This window comes from Streptomyces yerevanensis (assembly GCF_000716805.1).
GTDB classification, from domain to species: Bacteria; Actinomycetota; Actinomycetes; order Streptomycetales; family Streptomycetaceae; genus Streptomyces; species Streptomyces flaveus.
Genome location: NZ_JNWJ01000035.1, coordinates 14,455 through 30,431, shown reverse-complemented (window position 1 = coordinate 30,431; position 15,977 = coordinate 14,455). Strand labels below are relative to the sequence as shown.

Annotated in this window: 17 protein-coding genes and 5 tRNA genes; 9 read left to right on the top strand and 13 right to left on the bottom strand. The window is 69.5% G+C overall.

The features are described 5' to 3' along the window. Positions 1 to 638 precede the first annotated feature (638 nt). Both OP79_RS30865 and OP79_RS30860 read right to left on the bottom strand, forming a co-directional pair. A tRNA-Val gene (locus tag OP79_RS30865) sits at positions 639 to 710 on the bottom strand. 68 nt (positions 711 to 778) lie between these two features. Beyond that, the gene (locus tag OP79_RS30860; RefSeq protein ID WP_033324885.1) at positions 779 to 1,213 is read right to left on the bottom strand and encodes a TIGR02611 family protein; all 435 of its coding nucleotides are present in this window, start codon (positions 1,211 to 1,213) and stop codon (positions 779 to 781) included. 191 nt (positions 1,214 to 1,404) lie between these two features. Between OP79_RS30860 and OP79_RS30855 the strand changes: the two genes are divergently transcribed. Continuing rightward, positions 1,405 to 1,818, top strand: coding sequence for an SsgA family sporulation/cell division regulator (locus OP79_RS30855; protein WP_003959770.1), 414 nt, complete (start codon positions 1,405 to 1,407; stop codon positions 1,816 to 1,818). A 369-nt stretch (positions 1,819 to 2,187) separates the two neighbouring features. After that, the gene (locus OP79_RS30850) at positions 2,188 to 2,745 is read left to right on the top strand and encodes a CGNR zinc finger domain-containing protein (RefSeq protein WP_033324882.1); all 558 of its coding nucleotides are present in this window, start codon (positions 2,188 to 2,190) and stop codon (positions 2,743 to 2,745) included. A gap of 41 nt (positions 2,746 to 2,786) precedes the next feature. On the opposite strand, the gene OP79_RS56120 is transcribed toward OP79_RS30850, so the two are convergent. Together OP79_RS56120 and OP79_RS30845 are read right to left on the bottom strand one after the other, a co-directional pair. Beyond that, complete coding sequence (locus OP79_RS56120; protein WP_169786227.1) at positions 2,787 to 2,939, bottom strand: hypothetical protein; 153 nt, start codon at positions 2,937 to 2,939, stop codon at positions 2,787 to 2,789. Positions 2,940 to 3,160: 221 nt separating this feature from the next. Then, complete coding sequence (locus OP79_RS30845; protein ID WP_033324880.1) at positions 3,161 to 3,616, bottom strand: hypothetical protein; 456 nt, start codon at positions 3,614 to 3,616, stop codon at positions 3,161 to 3,163. 259 nt (positions 3,617 to 3,875) lie between these two features. Here OP79_RS30845 and OP79_RS30840 point away from each other — a divergent pair, with 259 nt between their 5' ends. Next, a complete protein-coding gene (locus tag OP79_RS30840) occupies positions 3,876 to 4,400 on the top strand; it encodes a DsbA family protein (RefSeq protein ID WP_033324879.1) in 525 nt (174 codons plus the stop codon). Positions 4,401 to 4,489: 89 nt separating this feature from the next. Here OP79_RS30840 and OP79_RS30835 read toward each other — a convergent pair whose 3' ends face one another. From OP79_RS30835 to OP79_RS30825, 3 genes are all read right to left on the bottom strand, one after another. Continuing rightward, the gene (locus OP79_RS30835; RefSeq protein WP_033324878.1) at positions 4,490 to 5,314 is read right to left on the bottom strand and encodes a GNAT family N-acetyltransferase; all 825 of its coding nucleotides are present in this window, start codon (positions 5,312 to 5,314) and stop codon (positions 4,490 to 4,492) included. A 131-nt stretch (positions 5,315 to 5,445) separates the two neighbouring features. Beyond that, entirely contained in the window at positions 5,446 to 6,267 is an 822-nt protein-coding gene (locus tag OP79_RS30830; protein WP_033324877.1) for an aminotransferase class IV, read from the bottom strand. Beyond that, positions 6,264 to 7,328 (bottom strand): chorismate-binding protein, encoded by a 1,065-nt coding sequence (locus tag OP79_RS30825; protein WP_033324876.1) that lies wholly within the window; start codon positions 7,326 to 7,328, stop codon positions 6,264 to 6,266. The genes OP79_RS30830 and OP79_RS30825 overlap by 4 nt, the downstream gene beginning before the upstream one ends. A 156-nt stretch (positions 7,329 to 7,484) precedes the next feature. Between OP79_RS30825 and OP79_RS30820 the strand changes: the two genes are divergently transcribed. From OP79_RS30820 to OP79_RS30795, 5 genes are all read left to right on the top strand, one after another. Beyond that, positions 7,485 to 7,557 (top strand) — tRNA-Gly (locus OP79_RS30820). A gap of 37 nt (positions 7,558 to 7,594) precedes the next feature. Beyond that, a tRNA-Cys gene (locus OP79_RS30815) sits at positions 7,595 to 7,668 on the top strand. 1 nt (position 7,669) lies between these two features. After that, positions 7,670 to 7,741, top strand: a tRNA-Val gene (locus OP79_RS30810). A gap of 1,589 nt (positions 7,742 to 9,330) precedes the next feature. Next, positions 9,331 to 9,510 (top strand): hypothetical protein, encoded by a 180-nt coding sequence (locus OP79_RS30800; RefSeq protein ID WP_033324874.1) that lies wholly within the window; start codon positions 9,331 to 9,333, stop codon positions 9,508 to 9,510. A 322-nt stretch (positions 9,511 to 9,832) separates the two neighbouring features. After that, positions 9,833 to 9,907 (top strand) — tRNA-Val (locus tag OP79_RS30795). Positions 9,908 to 9,970: 63 nt separating this feature from the next. Here the strand turns inward: OP79_RS30795 and OP79_RS30790 are convergent. The 4 genes from OP79_RS30790 to OP79_RS30775 all read right to left on the bottom strand — a co-directional run bounded on the left by OP79_RS30790 (position 9,971) and on the right by OP79_RS30775 (position 12,286). Continuing rightward, positions 9,971 to 10,264, bottom strand: a complete 294-nt coding sequence (locus OP79_RS30790; protein WP_033324873.1) for a TFIIB-type zinc ribbon-containing protein — start codon at positions 10,262 to 10,264, stop codon at positions 9,971 to 9,973. 73 nt (positions 10,265 to 10,337) lie between these two features. After that, positions 10,338 to 11,288, bottom strand: a complete 951-nt coding sequence (locus OP79_RS30785) for an aminoglycoside phosphotransferase family protein (RefSeq protein WP_033324871.1) — start codon at positions 11,286 to 11,288, stop codon at positions 10,338 to 10,340. 286 nt (positions 11,289 to 11,574) lie between these two features. After that, positions 11,575 to 11,784 carry a hypothetical protein gene (locus tag OP79_RS30780; RefSeq protein WP_033324870.1) on the bottom strand — a complete coding sequence of 70 codons (210 nt, stop codon included), beginning with the start codon at positions 11,782 to 11,784 and terminating at the stop codon, positions 11,575 to 11,577. Positions 11,785 to 12,010: 226 nt separating this feature from the next. Beyond that, entirely contained in the window at positions 12,011 to 12,286 is a 276-nt protein-coding gene (locus OP79_RS30775) for a hypothetical protein (protein WP_033324869.1), read from the bottom strand. Positions 12,287 to 12,482: 196 nt separating this feature from the next. On the opposite strand from OP79_RS30775, the gene OP79_RS30770 reads away from it, so the two are divergent. Then, positions 12,483 to 13,823, top strand: a complete 1,341-nt coding sequence (locus OP79_RS30770) for a serine/threonine-protein kinase (protein WP_078492118.1) — start codon at positions 12,483 to 12,485, stop codon at positions 13,821 to 13,823. On the opposite strand, the gene OP79_RS30765 is transcribed toward OP79_RS30770, so the two are convergent. Beyond that, complete coding sequence (locus OP79_RS30765) at positions 13,814 to 14,632, bottom strand: TrmH family RNA methyltransferase (protein WP_033324867.1); 819 nt, start codon at positions 14,630 to 14,632, stop codon at positions 13,814 to 13,816. The two genes, OP79_RS30770 and OP79_RS30765, sit on opposite strands and share 10 nt — an antisense overlap. Positions 14,633 to 14,696: 64 nt before the next feature. Continuing rightward, positions 14,697 to 15,929 (bottom strand): uroporphyrinogen-III C-methyltransferase, encoded by a 1,233-nt coding sequence (gene cobA, locus OP79_RS30760; RefSeq protein WP_033324865.1) that lies wholly within the window; start codon positions 15,927 to 15,929, stop codon positions 14,697 to 14,699. Between the last annotated feature and the right edge of the window lie 48 nt (positions 15,930 to 15,977).

Genomic DNA, 15,977 nt, shown 5'->3' with positions numbered 1-15,977 from the left:
ATCGGGAAGCGAGGCGGGGATCGAGAATGGACGCGAAGAGGCGTAGCGAGTCGGCTCCATGACTCGCGGGCGATGGGACCAGGTCCGGGCCGAAGGCCGACGGCGGGGGGCGGGGCGGGCGCAACGGGCAGGGCAGGGGGCCGTACAAGACGGTCGCGGGCCGAGGCGCCGACCGGGGCAGCACGACAGGTCCCCGGTGGCAACGGCGGGGGGCGCGAGCCGAGACGTGGGCTCCGCGCGACGGAAGGCATGGCGCACGTCCAGGATGGGAGCCGTAGGCCCTGGTCAGGCGCCCGCGATCAGCCCCGAACCGTAAGCCTTCACAACTTTCCGCCGCCTCGGCCGACATCGGGGACGTACGACCTGGCCTGTGGCTGCTGGAAGCCCCGGCTCATCCAAGAGATCCCCAGAAGTGCGTACGCAGGTAGCGGAGCCCTCCGCCGCCTCCGCCCGGTGCGGCCTCGCGCCGGTGGACCTTCTGGGGCGCCAGGCGAACTGAAGCGCTCACCTCAACGGACCCCATGGGGGTGCGGGTGGTGCGGGTGGCGAAGCCCCCGCCTCGCGCGGCGAAGCCGCGTAAAAACGACGAGGGCGACCCGGTCCGCACCTTTCGCGGACATGGGTCGCCCTCGCACTCGTGGGCGATACTGGGATCGAACCAGTGACCTCTTCGGTGTGAACGAAGCGCTCTCCCGCTGAGCTAATCGCCCGGACGTAGGAAAACATTACCCCATGTCAGGGGATGCTTCCGACCGCCCGCCGAGCACGCGGAGCCCCGCTACTCCTTGATCTTCCACGGCATCACGAAGCCGAACCGATAGAGGTAGATCCCGGCCAGCACCCCGACGATCACCAGACCGATCGTCGTCAGGATGATGTTGCGTCTGCGCACCTTGGGATCGAGCGCCCGCTGCGTCGCTTCGGTGACCTTGCGCTTCGTCCAGCGGAGCACCAGCTGCGCCCAGACGAACTCGGTGGCCCAGATCGCCATGCCGCCGAAGATCACCAGCCAGCCCGGCCCGGGCAGCGGCAGCATGATCACGCCGGCCACCACGACCGCGAGGCCCACCACGAACACGCCCACCTGCCAGCTCAGGTGCAGCATGCGTCGCGCCTTGATGAATTCCGGCGCACGCGACCCGAGCGGCGACTCGCCCTTCGTCTCATCGGCCGCCACGACGGCCTCCCCCGTTTCGTCACTCCCCGTATTCATACGGCCGAACCCTACCGGACACAAACCAGTCGCTGAAATGGTCGTAGTCGACGAACGCACACTCGGCCGGATGAGCTACCTAAAGACACTCAAAACACTCAGAGGGGTTTACAACGGCACCGTAGGTGGCATGTCGATTTCGCCGACGTGCGAATCCCCGAGCGCACACTGAGCGAAAGGCCCTGGCGCTTATGAACACCACGGTCAGCTGCGAGCTGCACCTGCGCCTCGTTGTGTCGAGCGAGTCCTCACTGCCCGTTCCCGCAGGACTGCGGTATGACACGGCCGATCCCTACGCCGTGCACGCCACCTTCCACACCGGAGCCGAGGAAACCGTCGAGTGGGTGTTCGCCCGCGATCTCCTCGCCGAAGGACTGCACCGGCCCACCGGCACGGGCGACGTCCGTGTCTGGCCGTCCCGCAGTCACGGTCAGGGCGTCGTGTGCATCGCCCTGAGCTCCCCGGAAGGGGAAGCTCTGCTCGAGGCCCCGGCGCGGGCCCTGGAGTCGTTCCTGAAGCGAACGGACGCCGCCGTCCCCCCGGGCACGGAGCACCGCCATTTCGATCTCGACACGGAGCTCTCGCACATCCTGGCCGAAAGCTAGGACGAGGCCCCGCACAAGCCGCCCGGCGCCGTCCACTCGGGGAGACGGCACGAGCTCGGACAGCCCATACGGTATACACAGGCGCCGTCGTCGCGGATTCCGCGGAGGCGGCGTCGACGTGCGTACTTCCAGGCATGGACGAACGCATGCGTACCGCCGGGCACGAACAAACGCGTTCGTACCCCACAGTGCGACCCAACGCCTGCGTGCCCCGGGCACGGCCAAACGTACGCTCGACACCAGGACACGTACCGGCTCTGCCCATCCGGCCGCTCGGCGTGGATGGCGCCGAGTCCCCTGTGTCACGGAGCCGCTAGCATCGGCCAGCATCGGCGGGCGCCCGCCCGACCCCAGGCCAGGGAGCGAAACGTGCTGATCACCCACGACACCCGGTGCGCCCTCGACATCGTGGTCGATCTGGTGAACACCGCACCGGAGGACGACACGGCGGACGGGCTCGCGAGTGTCTCGGATCTGGACGAGTTCGTACGCAAGCACGACATCAGCGATGTCGGGTCACTGTCCGAGCTCGATCTCTCGGCGGTACGCAAGATCCGCGGCCGGTTCTGCGGGATCTTCGCGGCACCCGATGCCCGGGCCGCCGCCGTGCTGATCAACGAGCTGGTCGCCGCGGCCGGCACCACGCCACGGCTCACCGACCACGACGGCTACGACTGGCATGTGCACTACTTCGCACCCGGTGCGTCCGTCGCGGATCATCTCGCCGCCGACTGCGGGATGGCGTTGGCGTTCTTCGTGGTGGCCGGTGAACAGGACAGGCTGCGACGCTGCGAGGCGCCCGACTGCCGGCATGCCTTTGTGGACCTCTCCCGCAACCGCTCCCGCCGCTACTGCGACAGCCGGACCTGCGGAAACCGTCTGCATGTGGCCGCCTACCGGGCGCGACGCAAGGAGGCGGCGGGCTGACGGAGTCCTCGGCGGGTGGCGCCAGGGACTCCGCATACGGCTCAGAGCAGCAGCAGATCGTGCAGCGAAGCCATGAGCAGCAGACAGCCGATCACCGCAAGGAAGATCATCAGCGGTGGCTGGGAAAGTGCGAAGAGACAACCTCGCCGCTCCCCTTCGGGCGCGGCGCTGTCGCTCTGTGTTGTGTCCAGCATCTCGCGGGCGATGATGACGCAGCCGAGAGCCTCGACGCGATCAACACGCCCGAAATATGGGGGAGTTAGCTGAAATCCGTGATGTGACGGTCCAGTATCTGGGATAGACCGCTCAGACGCGGATTCCGGCATGCATCCCGGGCTCCATCCCTCCGCGCACCGCCCGGCTCACTGTGTCGTTTCAGAGCGGCATATGCCCTGCTCCCGGCGTCATACGCGCGTCATATGCCGTGCTTCTTCAGGATGGCTTCGATGTCGCTGAAGTCGTCCCCTGGCTCGGCGGCACGGGGCTTGGCCTTGGTCTTGGACTCGGGACGGGTCGCCGGACTCTTCGCCGGGCCCAGCGAGGGCGCCGAGGCCGTGGGGGCCACCGCCTCGCGCTGCGCGGCCCGGGCCGCCCTGCGTTCCTTGCGGGTCCCGCCGCCGCGCCGCTCAACGGCCCGCGTGGTCGTGAACAGCAGCCACGCGGCGCCGAGCACGCCGAAGCCCGCCCAGGCCACCGGGCTGAAGGCGGTGTCGGCCGCCCATTCCACGGCCCCGGTCATCACCAGGCCAAGGGGCACCAACGAGTACGCGACCAGGCGAGCCGCCGCGAGGAAACGCTTGCGATACGCGGTGACCGCGGCGATACCCAGGCCTGCCGCGGAGACGGCGGAACAGACGGTCTCGGCAATCATCCGGTCCTCCAGGGCAGGACTCGCTCGGGCAGGGTCGCTTCGTCCCTTCCATCCTGCACCGCACCGTGCCCGCTATGCCATGGTCCGGGCAGACCTCAGGGACATCTCCGGGTCGGGTCCTCCTCAGGGCCCGGTTCCTCTGTACCCCTGTAGGTACCCGTTTCCGTACCCTCGTCGTTCCGTACCCTCGAAGGTCCCCGTTCGGGCCTCCTCGGCCACGGTTTGGGCCTCCTCGGCCACGGCTGGGAGACTGGTGCACATGAGCGACTCCTCCCCCGCGCACCCCGCCGTCCCCGTCCTGGACGTCTGGTGCGAACTCCAGTGCCCCGACTGCCGTAGCGCCCTCGACGACCTACGCGCGCTGCGCGCCCGCTACGGCGACCGGCTGGATCTGCGGCTGCGGCACTTCCCGCTGGAGAAGCACAAGCACGCGTTCGCAGCCGCGCAGGCTGCCGAGGAGGCCGCGGAACAGGGCCAGGCCTGGCCGTACGTCGAGGCGGTGCTGGGCCGCATCGAGGAGCTGAACCGTAAGGGAGAACCCTTCCTGGTCGAGGTGGCCCGTGAACTCGGTCTGGACGCCGAAGAGTTCGACACCGCCCTGATCGACGGCCGGCACATCCTGATCGTCGACGCCGACCAGGCCGAGGGCAAGGCCATCGGCGTGACCGGCACGCCGACGTACGTCATCGACGGCGAGCGCCTCGACGGCGGCAAGAGCCAGGAGGGGCTGCGCGAGCGCATCGAGGAGATCGTGGACCGGCTGCTGGTCGAGCGGGAGGCCTGAGCTCCGAAGAGACCTGCTCCCGTCGGCAGCTTCGAGGCCCGGCCCTCCACAAGACCCTGCCGTCCCCGCAGCAGGTTCTCGGCTGCCCCCTACAGCAGGTTCTTGTAGAGGTGGTGGGTGATCGTCTGGTAGCCGAGTGACTCGTAGAGCCGCTCGGCCGGGGTGTTCCCGGCGAAGACGTTCAGGCGGATGCCGGTGCGTCCGGCGGCGATCGCCTGCGCCTCCGCCAGGAGCATCAGCGAACGGCCGTGTCCTCGGCCCCGGCACCGCTCGTCGGCCTCGACGTCGTAGACGAACCCCCAGCCGTCGCGCGACCCCAGCCACAGCATGCCGACCGGGGTCCCCTCGTGTTCCAGGACGCTGAACTCCATGCCCTCGCTGTCGAGCCCGTCCGGCAGTGAAGTGGCGTGGTCCCGCTCGGACTTGGCGCGGGCCTCGGATTCGGGCACGCCTCGGGCGATCCAGTCCTGGACGTAGTCCTCCTTGGCCCGCTCCATCCAGGGCTCGAACTCGGCCTCCGTCATGGGGCGCCCCCGACTGCCGGCGGGCAGTTCTGGCGCGGTGCCGTCGAGCCGCTTCTCCATGTTGCGGTTGCGCAGCACGTAACCGAGGGCCGTGGCCAGCCGCAGGGCGGCCTCCGCCTCGGCGGGCACCGACGCCTCGATCCGCGTACAGCCCCAGCCGCGCGCCACCTCCTCCGCGGCGAGCGCGGCCACAGTGCCCCGTCCGCGTCCACGGTCCGGCTCCTCGATCTCCAGCTCACGGATCTGGGCGACGGACGGCCCGAAGATGTGGTGGGTCACAAGGTGTATCGCGCCCACGGGACGGCTGTTCACGCACACTCTGTAGTGGCGTGACAGCGCCCCGTTGGCGTCGCGCTGAAGCGGCTCGGTCGGCCGCAGGGTGGTGGTCATCAGGGGTGTTGTACCCGCCCGCCCGTCTCCCACCACCGCCCTCAACCGAGGGCCCTGCGGGCCCGCCCCTTTGCCTGCGGGCCCACGTCATCCAGTTAACGGGTCATCCAGTTAGCGGGCGCCGGTCCCCGTCACGGATCGAGGTCGTCGCCCGCCCGCTCGTCGAAGATCCGCATGGCCTTGGCGGTCACCGACCCGGGCGCGCCCGGGAGTTCGCGCGCGTCGACCCGGTGCACGGCCTGTACGTCGCGCAGGGTCGAGGTCAGGAAGATCTCCTCCGCCCGCTCCAGAACGTCCAGTGGCAGATCGGTCTCCTTGGCGCCGGTCCACTCGACGGTGAGCGCGCGCGTGATGCCCGCGAGGCAGCCGGAGGCGATCGGAGGTGTGTGAATCTCGCCGTCGAGGACCACGAAGACATTGGACCCGGTGCCCTCGCACAGCCGACCCACGGTGTTCGCGAACAGCGCCTCGGTCGCGCCCTGTTCGCGAGCGCGGGCGAGGGCGACGACATTCTCGGCGTACGACGTGGTCTTGAGGCCCGTGAGTGCGCCGCGCTCGTTGCGTGTCCACGGCACGGTGATCACGGCGGTGGAGTCGGCGCGCCGGCTGGTCTCGCCCAGGGCGACGACGAGGGTCGGCCCGTGCTCGCCGCGGTCGGAACCGAGCGGGGAGATGCCCCCGGTGTACGTGATCCGCAGGCGGCCCAGCGGCATCGGGTTGGCGTCCAGGACGGCGGCACAGGCCCGGCGTACCTCGTCGAGGTCGGGCTCGGGCAGCCCGAGGCCGTGCGCCGAGCGGGCGAGCCGGTCGAGATGGCGGGTGAGCGCGAACGGCCGGCCGTCGACCGCCTTGACGGTCTCGAAGACGCCGTCGCCCACGGTCAGTCCGTGGTCGAGGACCGAGACACGGGCCGACTCGATGTCCCGCAGCCCACCGTCGAGCCAGAGCTTCACGTGAAGATCCCTCCGCTTGCGTCGTACGCCCCTGTGTACGCCCCCGACGCTACAGCCAGCAGTCGGGCGGCTTTCAGTTCCGTCTCACGCCACTCGAGCTCGGGGTCGGACCCCCAGGTGATACCCGCGCCGGAGCCGAAGCGCAGCACTGCCGCGTCGTTGGCGGATCGGTCCAGCCAAAACGTACGGATACCGACGGCCAGTTCCCCGGTCCCCCGGTCGGCGTCCACCCAGCCGATGCCGCCGCAGTACGGGCCGCGGGGCGCCGTCTCCAGGGCCTTGATGATCCGCAGGGCGCTGGACTTGGGGGCGCCGGTGACGGAGCCGGGCGGAAACGTCGCCTCCAGCAGCTCCGGCCAGCCCGCACCCTCGCGCAACTCGCCGCGCACGGTCGAGACGAGGTGGACGAGACCCGGATGCTTCTCCATGACGCACAGGTCGGGCACGGTCACCGAGCCGGTGGCACAGACCCGCCCGATGTCGTTGCGGACCAGGTCCACGATCATGACGTTCTCGGCGTAGTCCTTCTCCAGGAGATCGGCCTCGGTGCGTCCGGTGCCCTTGATCGGGCCCGACTCGACGATCCGCCCCTCTCGGCGCAGAAAGAGTTCGGGGGACGCGGTGGCTGTTTCGACGCCGTGGTCGCGAAGGCGGATCGTTCCGGCATACGGCGCCGGGTTGCCGCGGGCGAGCAGCGCGGTGAGCGCGTCCACGTCGGCGTCCGGGGCGATGGGCGCGGACAGCACCCGGCAGAGGTTCGCCTGGTAGACCTCGCCGGCCGCTATGTGCTCGCGGATGCGGCGTACGCCCGCCATGTACGCGGCGCGGTCGAGCGACGACGTCCAGTTGTCCACGACGGGCCCCCGCCACTCCCCCGGCACCGGCGCGGGCACCGGCTCATGGCGTACGTCACGGAAGCGGGCGCACACCAGGCGCCCCTCGAAGTCTGCCGAGACGGCCCAGAAGCCACTTGAGTCCAGCGCCGCGGGGTCGCTCGTGACGTCGATGAGTCCGGTCGCGACGAGAGGGCCGAAGCGGGCGAGAGCTGGGAGGTCGTGCACAGGTGCGAGTCTATGGCGGGCGCCGAGCGGGTGCCCCGGCCGTGTCGTCCGGCGGGCACACCGCAGCACGCTGCACAAACGCGTTTTTGTACTGGCCCCGGAATCCGCTAGAGTTCAACACGTCACCGAACCGCGCGAGCGGAGCGGAACAGACAAGCGGACGTAGCTCAGTTGGTAGAGCGCAACCTTGCCAAGGTTGAGGTCGCCAGTTCGAACCTGGTCGTCCGCTCGCAGGAAGTGGGGATCTTCCCGAACCCCACGCCCCTGGTGGAGTGGCCGAGAGGCGAGGCAACGGCCTGCAAAGCCGTCTACACGGGTTCAAATCCCGTCTCCACCTCCAAGGACGATTAGCTCAGCGGGAGAGCGCTTCCCTGACACGGAAGAGGTCACTGGTTCAATCCCAGTATCGTCCACACAGGCCAGAGGCCGTTTCCCGATACGGGAGACGGCCTCTGGCGCGTAGCGAGTGACTATCTGCGTGACTACCGATGAGTGGATCTTCAGGCTCCGATCAGTCCGCCGTGTCCCCCACGCGCCCCTTGGACTCCTGGTCATTGATCGACGCCCAGGGAGTGGCCCTGGTGAAGACATGGTCCAACGCAGTCAGGTAACCCGCAGTAAGCGGCGCAGGACCGATGCGACGTAGGTGGAGGACAGGGGAAAGCGCAGGAGCGAGCCCATCCACCAGGGTCGTGACCAACAGGTCGTCATCGGCTCGGAATAGGTCAGCTCGGAGTTCGGGGTGAGCCACAACCCTGACGCCGACGTCGTCGACCAGCGACGGGAAGGCGTCCTCCACCGTGGCCAGACGGCTTGGGTGGGGAGCGGGCACGGCCCCCGAGGTTCTCCTACGCGCTGTCAGCGCTCCCACTGCCCCAACGCGCCACCGTCGCACGAGAGATGCTCGTGAGTTCGGCGATGCGCCTATACGGCACGCCTGCCCGGACGGCCTCAACAACCAAGGGGCGCAGGGCGGTGTCCACGGTCTCCAACTCCGCTACGAGGTGAAGACGTTGCTTCCCAGGCTCGATGAGACGCCGTACTGCATCGGCGCGGGCATCTTCAGGAGTGGTGGCAGCAGAAGGCCCTGAGATCGTCACCTGTGGACGTCGTTGAGCGGTCTTCGTGCGGCTCCGATTTCGCCGTGTGGACATGGCTCCATAGTCCTGCGGCGTCTCATGTGAGACAAACCGTCTTTCAAGATTCGCATATGACACTTCGAGACAAACGACTAAGCCGCTGGTGAGAGGCTCGCAACATGCCCCAAGGACCTCAGAGCGGCATGAGAAGCCGCTAGCGCGGTCAAATTTTCTCTACTTAATCAAGACCCGCGCACGGCGCGGGCGCGCGCCGCCTTGTTGGCGGGGCCGCCGCTCTGTCTTCGCCAGCGGCGGCCCCGCCCGGCGGCGCGCTACGGGCTGCGGGCGGACAAGGGAAGACCCGCTGTGGCTGGGGCGGTCGGCTCCGCGACTTTAGCCAGCCACTTTGGCGCGAGCCTCGAAGATCATGGCCCCAACGTCGTGCTTTAACGGGCAGGTCCACAGACTGCCCGACGCGCCGGAAGCTTACGGGGCCATGATCACTCGCGCCAAAGCAGCTCCCGGCCAAAGTCGCTCCGCCGACCGCTACGTCGTGTGCAACACTCCTCGGGGTTGCTGGGTTGAACTCGACTCCCGAACCGGTATGGCTCATCGCGATGTGCGTGATCACCGCCTCCACCATCTGTCCGTCGTTCGATCTTTCGAAGCGACTCCAGGAGGGCAAGGTGATCATCATGAACCTTTGGGCTCGGTGTAAGGGCCGGACGGCGGCCGCTGCGTCGGTGTGGATGCTCTCCACGTGGAACATCTTCACCGCCGCAGAGTCGGGTTGAGCGCAGCAACTCATCAGATCGACATGGCAGCGGGCAATTCGAGCCCGTCACAGCCCGCGTCAGCGCCGATGCACTGAGCGGGCGCGACGAGCAGGACGGGACGCCGCAGCACCTGGTTACTATCTCGGCATGCCCCACATGGGAATCCCTGAATCCGTCGTTGACCTGCTACCGGGTGCACTCCTGATGTTCGCCTTGGTCGTGCTCATCAGGGAACTGAGCCGTGATGCTGTCGTCCGGAGCATCAGGAAGCCGTGGCTCTTCTCTGCAGTGGCGGCGATCATCCTCGCTAAGTTGCTCCGGCCCTAACGATGGTTGCTGTACAGCAGTGAAGTACAGCAACCACGGCGACCACGGCCAACCAGCCAGCGATCTCAGGAACCCGCTCGACCACCACAGCGACCTTCAGCGACCGTCGCGCCCATGGTTGGCATCGAGGGGGCAAACAGCAGGGCGAGATTCCACCGACCTCAGTCCAGACCTGCCGCAGTGAGTGACTAACCGCGCCGACTGAGTGACTAACTGCGTGACAACCGGCGCGCACAGCGGCGAACGTCCACGGACGTCAACGGATTTGCGGTGCAGGCCAGAGGCGTGCCAATATCTCCTCACCGGCCCGGACAGGCCGCCCGCGCGATTAGCTCAGCGGGAGAGCGCTTCCCTGACACGGAAGAGGTCACTGGTTCAATCCCAGTATCGCGCACCAGCCGAAGCCCCGGCCGTCTCGTACGGCCGGGGCTTCGTCATGCGGGGTACTCCTCGGACGTGGTCAGGAGGAGAAGAGCATGTGGCCGAAGCTCTTCTGCCGTTTGTGGCCGTAGTGACCGCCATGGCCACCGTGCGGGGCGCCCCATGCGGGCGCGGGCGCGGCGGGGTAGGCCTGCGGGGCCGCCGGAGCGGCCGGGGGCGGCGGCGCGGGCTGCTGCCACTGGGACTCCAGGCGGGTCAGCGACTCCAGCTCGCCGTAGTCGAGAAAGATCCCGCGGCAGCCGCTGCACTGCTCGATCTGGACGCCATTGCGGTTGTACGTGTGCATCGGCGCACGGCACTTCGGACACTGCATGGTCGGCTCAACTCCTCGCCGGTCGGTACTGCTTCGCCAGGACAGACACTGCCCGGCTTCGGTCGGTTGCACCCTACGTCGGGAAACCTGGCGCCAACTCCGGCGGGTGTGCGGACATTCGGTCACAGGCGTCGATCACCGCCACCTCCACCTCGTCGAGCGCACGGTCGGCCGTCATCGCCTTCGCGATCGCTTGGGCCCCCGTCTGGACGGTGAGGGCGCGGGCCGGGACGTCCAGAGCGGGCCAGGGATCGGTGTCCGTGGGGACCGCGGGGCCCTCAGCCTTCTGGTACGCCGTCAAGAAGCGGATCCACTCGTCAGGTGGGAGCAGGCCGCAGGCGAACCAGGCGGCGGGGCGGGCCAGATCCCACGCGGGGTCGCCCCGGCCGAGGTCGTCGATGTCGATCAGCAGCCAGGCACCGCCCGGGTCGTGGACAAGCTGGCCCAGGTGGAGGTCACCGTGGCACAGCGTGCGGGTATCCGGCATCGAGGCTTCGTCCCGCGCCCAGGCGGGGAGGACGGACCAGGCTCGCAGGACCGGAGCGGCTGCCGGGTGAGGGCCGGCCGCATGGAGGCGGGCGATGGCGCGAGCCGCCTTCGCCGGGCCACGCATCGGCGGCAGGCCGGACGGGAGTACGGTTTCGGGCGTCCGGTGGAGGCGGGCGAGGAGGGTGGCGGCTTCCTCCCAGGGGGCGGCTTCAGGGGTTTCGGGGTCCACGGGGGTGCCGTACGGCCAGAACGTGACCAGGCGGCCGTGCAGTTCGGCGGCACCCGGGCTGAGCGGCGCCAGAAGGACGCCGTCGAGGGCCCGGTGCGCGGCGACGGCCATACGTGCCGCGAGCTCGCCGGGATCGGTGCCGGGGGCGTGCGCCTTCGCCACGGTGTCCGCATGCCGGACGACGGTGCCGTCGGGCCGATCGGCCAGTACGGAGGACGCCTCGGTGCCGCAGGCGCAGACACCCGCACCCGGGTGCACCGCGGCGCGTACCTTCGCGGCGAGAGTGGGCAGCACCTCTACAGTCACTCGGATCCCCCTGAGGTCGTACGTCGCCGGCTCAACCCCGCAAGCCCGGGGCAACCCTGTGAGCGTACGCAGCCAGCAAACAGGCCTCGAACCGCAACCATCAATTGAGCAACCACAACGGCGAGCAACCAGGTCCGCGAGAGCGGCGCCGGTTTAGGCGCACAAAAACGCCCGCGCAGCTCCCCAGCTGCGCGGGCATTTGTGCCGTCCGCCGCACCCCCGTCCCCACGGGGTTTCATGGCCGGATGTCCCCGCCCGGACCGCTCTTCCGGGCCTGGGGCGCCGCTCAGCGCCCCAGCATCACGCCCACGGACGACGCTTGTGTGACCACTGCTTCCCAGCCGCCGAAAACGACCACGAGCAGGGTCGCCAGGGGAAGGACCATGGCCGTCGCCACCAAGGGGTGGCGCTGGCCGGACCGGCGGGTACCGAACGTGGCGCTGTGCGCCCTGCGTCCCCGCGTGCGGATCATCGTCCGCGGTGCCGTGTCCGCCATGGTCCCTCTCCTGACCTTCTGTTGATGAAGCTCTGGCTGTTGTTGGATCTCCTGCTGTCTGGCAGCGGCGGGTGTCTGACCTCGGGGGACGAGTGCTGCACCCGCCGCTTGACTTCAAATCTAGGTGGGCGAGGCCCATGGGGCGTCATGCCGTCGTACCGATTGCCGGGCCTCCCGGAGGATGACCGACGACCTGCGGAGTACTCCCCTGGGTGGAGACGAGGTCCTAGGTCTCGGGGTCTTCCCGGAGGGGACGTCCGGTCTGCCCTGTCTGTTCCGAGCTGTCCTCCCTGGGCACGGGCTGTTCGACCAGGGCCAGCACCCTGTTCGCCATGAACCGGGCCGTGCGGACCACCCCTCCGCTGCGAGTGACTTCGCTCACTTCCACGACTCCTCTGCGGACCGCCGTCTCCACCCGGCGCCCCGCGCGGCTCGCCACCACCTCGTATGTGCGCGTCGTGTCCCCGGCGTCCACGACTATCTCCACTCGATCACCCTTCACGGGCCCAATCCCCCTTCTGCGACCGATGGTTGGGGATCCCGGCAGCCCAAAGCCGCTGTATTCGCCCGTCCCCTGACCATCTTTCAAGTTTCGCACCCGGCACTGACAATCGGCCGGGCCGCGAGGGCGCGGCCTCTGCGCGCACCCGGCCACGGAAACGTAAGCTGTGCCACGTCAAACGGACCGGGCAGCGGGGATGGACATGGCGATGATGCGCCTGAGGCGCGAGGACCCGCGTGCCGTCGGCTCGTTCAAGATCCACCGACGGCTCGGCGCGGGTGGGATGGGCGTTGTCTATCTGGGCTCCGACCGGCGTGGCCAGCGAGTCGCGCTGAAGGTGATCCGGCCGGATCTGGCGGAGGACCAGGAGTTCCGGTCGCGGTTCGCGCGCGAGGTGTCGGCGGCGCGGCGGATCCGGGGCGGGTGTACCGCCCGGCTCGTCGCCGCGGATCTGGAAGCGGACCGTCCGTGGTTCGCGACGCAGTACGTTCCCGGGCCCTCGCTGCACGACAAGGTCGCCGAGGAGGGGCCGCTCTCCGCGGCCGAGGTCGCGGCCGTCGGCGCCGCCCTCTCCGAGGGGCTCGTCGCCGTGCACGAGGCCGGTGTCGTGCACCGGGACCTCAAGCCGTCGAACATCCTGCTGTCCCCGAAGGGGCCACGCATCATCGACTTCGGTATCGCCTGGGCGACGGGTGCGAGCACGCTCACGCACGTCGGTACGGCGGTGGGGTCGCCCGGCTTCCTCGCGCCCGAGCAGGTGCGGGGTGCCACCGTCACACCGGCCACGGATGTGTTCGCGCTCGGCGCCACGCTGGCGTACGCGGCGACCACCGACTCGCCCTTCGGGCACGGCAGTTCCGAAGTGATGCTCTACAGGGTGGTGCACGAGGAGCCGCAGCTGAAGGGCGTGCCGGACGCGCTGGCCCCTCTCGTACGGGCCTGTCTGGCGAAGGATCCGGAGGAGCGGCCGAGCACGCTTCAACTGTCGTTGCGGCTCAAGGAGATCGCGTCCCGCGAGGCGCAGGGGCTGAGTGCCGCCCGGCCGCCCGCGCCGCGCGTGAGCGAGGCCGACCGGCCGACGGGGAGGCTCACCGAGAACCACCCGGACCAGCGCACCCAGCGGCGTACGCAGGGCACTCCCCCGCCGCCGCGGAGCGGTACGCCGCCACGGAACAGCACGCCGTCGCGGAACGGGGCGCGACCGGTGCCGTCGCGGGGCAACTCGACGCGCTCCGGCTCCGGCGGCCGGCCTGCGGCGCCGCGCAGTGGTGCCGGGCGTCCGGGGCCGCGGAACACCGGGTCCGGGCGGCGGCCCGCCAATCCGCGGTTGCTGCGGCAGCGGCTCTTCGTGTTCGTCGTGGTGACGCTGTTGGTGGCGCTCGGGATCGCGGCGGCGCAAGGGTGCCAGGGACCGGAGCGCGGGCTCGGCGGTGAGCAGCGGCAACTGAAGCCCGTACAGGCGGAATTCAAACCGCTGGACGGGCAGCTGATGTCCGAGCGGTACGAGTCGACGATCGAGACGGAGCCTCAGGGCTGAGGGCGCCCCGTCGCGACCGCGTAGAAGGCCACCGCTGCCGCTGCTCCCACGTTCAGCGAGTCCACCCCGTGGGCCATCGGGATGCGGACCCATTCGTCCGCGGCCACCAGGGCCTGGGTGGACAGGCCGTCGCCCTCCGCGCCCAGCATCAGGGCGACCCGTTCCATCCGGTGCGGGGCCACCTCGTCGAGGCTCTTGGCCTTCTCGTCCGGAGTGAGCGCGAGGAGGGCGAAACCCGCCTCGCGGACCGTCTCCAGGCCCTTGGGCCAGGTGTCGAGACGCGCGTACGGGACGGAGAAGACGGCGCCCATGGAGACCTTCACGCTGCGGCGGTAGAGCGGGTCCGCGCAGTCCGGTGAGAGGAGGACCGCGTCCATGCCGAGGGCGGCGGCGGAGCGGAAGATCGCGCCGATGTTGGTGTGGTCGTTGACCGACTCCATGACGACCACCCTGCGGGCCGTCTGAAGCAGATCGTCGGGGGTCGGCAGCGGTTTGCGCTGCATGGAGGCGAGGGCGCCGCGGTGCACGTGGTAGCCGGTGACCTGCTCGGCGAGCTCGGGGCTCACCGCGTACACCGGGGCCGGGAGTTCGTCGATGACGTCGCGCATGACGTCGACCCACTTGGCGGAGAGCAGCATCGAGCGCATCTCGTAACCGGCGTCCTTGGCACGTCTGATGACCTTCTCGCCCTCGGCGATGAACAGGCCCTCGGCGGGCTCGCGCTTGCGGCGCAGCTCGACGTCGGTCAGGCCCGTGTAGTCGCGCAGGCGCGGGTCGTCGGGTTCCTCAACGGTGATGAGATCGGCCACAGGGTGATACTGCCTTGTCCTGGGTGCGGTGCCAACGGCTCGGACAGGGTTGGGTTACCCCGGGTTACGCGGAGGTGTCCGGGCCTACGTTCACCACGTCGCCGATGACGATGACCGCCGGGGGCTTCACGTCCTGGGCGCTGACGGTCTCGGCCACCGTTTCGAGGGTCGCGTCGACCCGGCGCTGGGCGGCCGTCGTGCCCTCCTGGACGAGGGCCACGGGAGTGTCGGCCGGCTTGCCGTTGTCGATCAGCGTGCGCGCGATGGCGCCGATCTTGTCGACGCCCATCAGGACGACCAGGGTGCCTCGGAGCTTGGCCAGGGCCGGCCAGTCGACCAGGGAGCGCTCGTCGTCGGGGGCGACATGACCGCTGACGACCGTGAACTCGTGGGCCACCCCCCGGTGCGTGACCGGGATGCCCGCGGCGCCCGGGACCGAGATCGAGCTTGAGATGCCGGGAACGACCGTACAGGCGATGCCCGCCTCGGCCAGCGCCTGGGCCTCCTCCATGCCGCGGCCGAAGACGAAGGGGTCGCCACCCTTGAGACGGACCACGGACTTGCCCTGTTTCGCGTGCTCGATGAGCGCGTTGTTGATGGCTTCCTGGGCCATGAAACGGCCGTACGGGATCTTCGCCGCGTCGATCACCTCGACGTGCGGCGGGAGTTCGGCGAGCAGGTCGCGGGGGCCCAGACGGTCCGCGATCACCACGTCCGCCTCGGCGAGGAGGCGACGGCCGCGGACCGTGATCAGGTCCGGGTCGCCGGGGCCGCCGCCGACCAGGGCGACTCCGGTGGTGCGGGTGCGGTGATGCGGGGCTACGAGAGTGCCGTCGCGGAGGCCCTCGACCACCGCGTCGCGGATGGCTGCGGTGTGGCGGGGGTCGCGGCCCCGGGCGTTCGTGGTGAGGACGGCTACGGTGACGCCTTCGCTGTGGCCCGTCGCGGGGGTCCAGGCTGTGGCCGCGTCCGCGTCGTCGGAGCGTACGCACCAGACGCGGTGGGCTTCTGCCTCGGCCGAGGCCCTTGTGTTCGCTGCCGTGTCGCCGGTGGCGATCAGGGCGTACCAGGCCTGGGCCAGGTCGCCCTCCTCGTAGGGACGCCTCTCCCAGGTGAGTTCGCCTGCGTCTGCCATTGCCTCTACGGAGGGGGTGGCTGTCGGGGATACGAGGTGAATGTCCGCGCCTGCTGCGATCAGGGCCGGGAGGCGGCGCTGGGCCACCTGGCCGCCGCCGAGGACTACTACTCGGCGGCCGGTGAGGCGGAGGCCTACGGGGTAGGCGGGGTGTTCGGCCATGGAGGTGCGGCTCCCTCATGCGGCGGTGCGGGGGCGGGGCACTGCGGC

Bases quoted from the DNA above. Each gene is read 5' to 3' on its own strand.
- OP79_RS30860 (WP_033324885.1), bottom strand. From the start codon at position 1,213: ATGAATACGGGGAGTGACGAAACGGGGGAGGCCGTCGTGGCGGCCGAT.
- OP79_RS30855 (WP_003959770.1), top strand. From the start codon at position 1,405: ATGAACACCACGGTCAGCTGCGAGCTGCACCTGCGCCTCGTTGTGTCG.
- OP79_RS56120 (WP_169786227.1), bottom strand. From the start codon at position 2,939: ATGCTGGACACAACACAGAGCGACAGCGCCGCGCCCGAAGGGGAGCGG.
- OP79_RS30845 (WP_033324880.1), bottom strand. From the start codon at position 3,616: ATGATTGCCGAGACCGTCTGTTCCGCCGTCTCCGCGGCAGGCCTGGGT.
- OP79_RS30840 (WP_033324879.1), top strand. From the start codon at position 3,876: ATGAGCGACTCCTCCCCCGCGCACCCCGCCGTCCCCGTCCTGGACGTC.
- OP79_RS30835 (WP_033324878.1), bottom strand. From the start codon at position 5,314: ATGACCACCACCCTGCGGCCGACCGAGCCGCTTCAGCGCGACGCCAAC.
- OP79_RS30800 (WP_033324874.1), top strand. From the start codon at position 9,331: ATGCCCCACATGGGAATCCCTGAATCCGTCGTTGACCTGCTACCGGGT.
- OP79_RS30790 (WP_033324873.1), bottom strand. From the start codon at position 10,264: ATGCAGTGTCCGAAGTGCCGTGCGCCGATGCACACGTACAACCGCAAT.
- OP79_RS30780 (WP_033324870.1), bottom strand. From the start codon at position 11,784: ATGGCGGACACGGCACCGCGGACGATGATCCGCACGCGGGGACGCAGG.
- OP79_RS30770 (WP_078492118.1), top strand. From the start codon at position 12,483: ATGGACATGGCGATGATGCGCCTGAGGCGCGAGGACCCGCGTGCCGTC.
- cobA (WP_033324865.1), bottom strand. From the start codon at position 15,929: ATGGCCGAACACCCCGCCTACCCCGTAGGCCTCCGCCTCACCGGCCGC.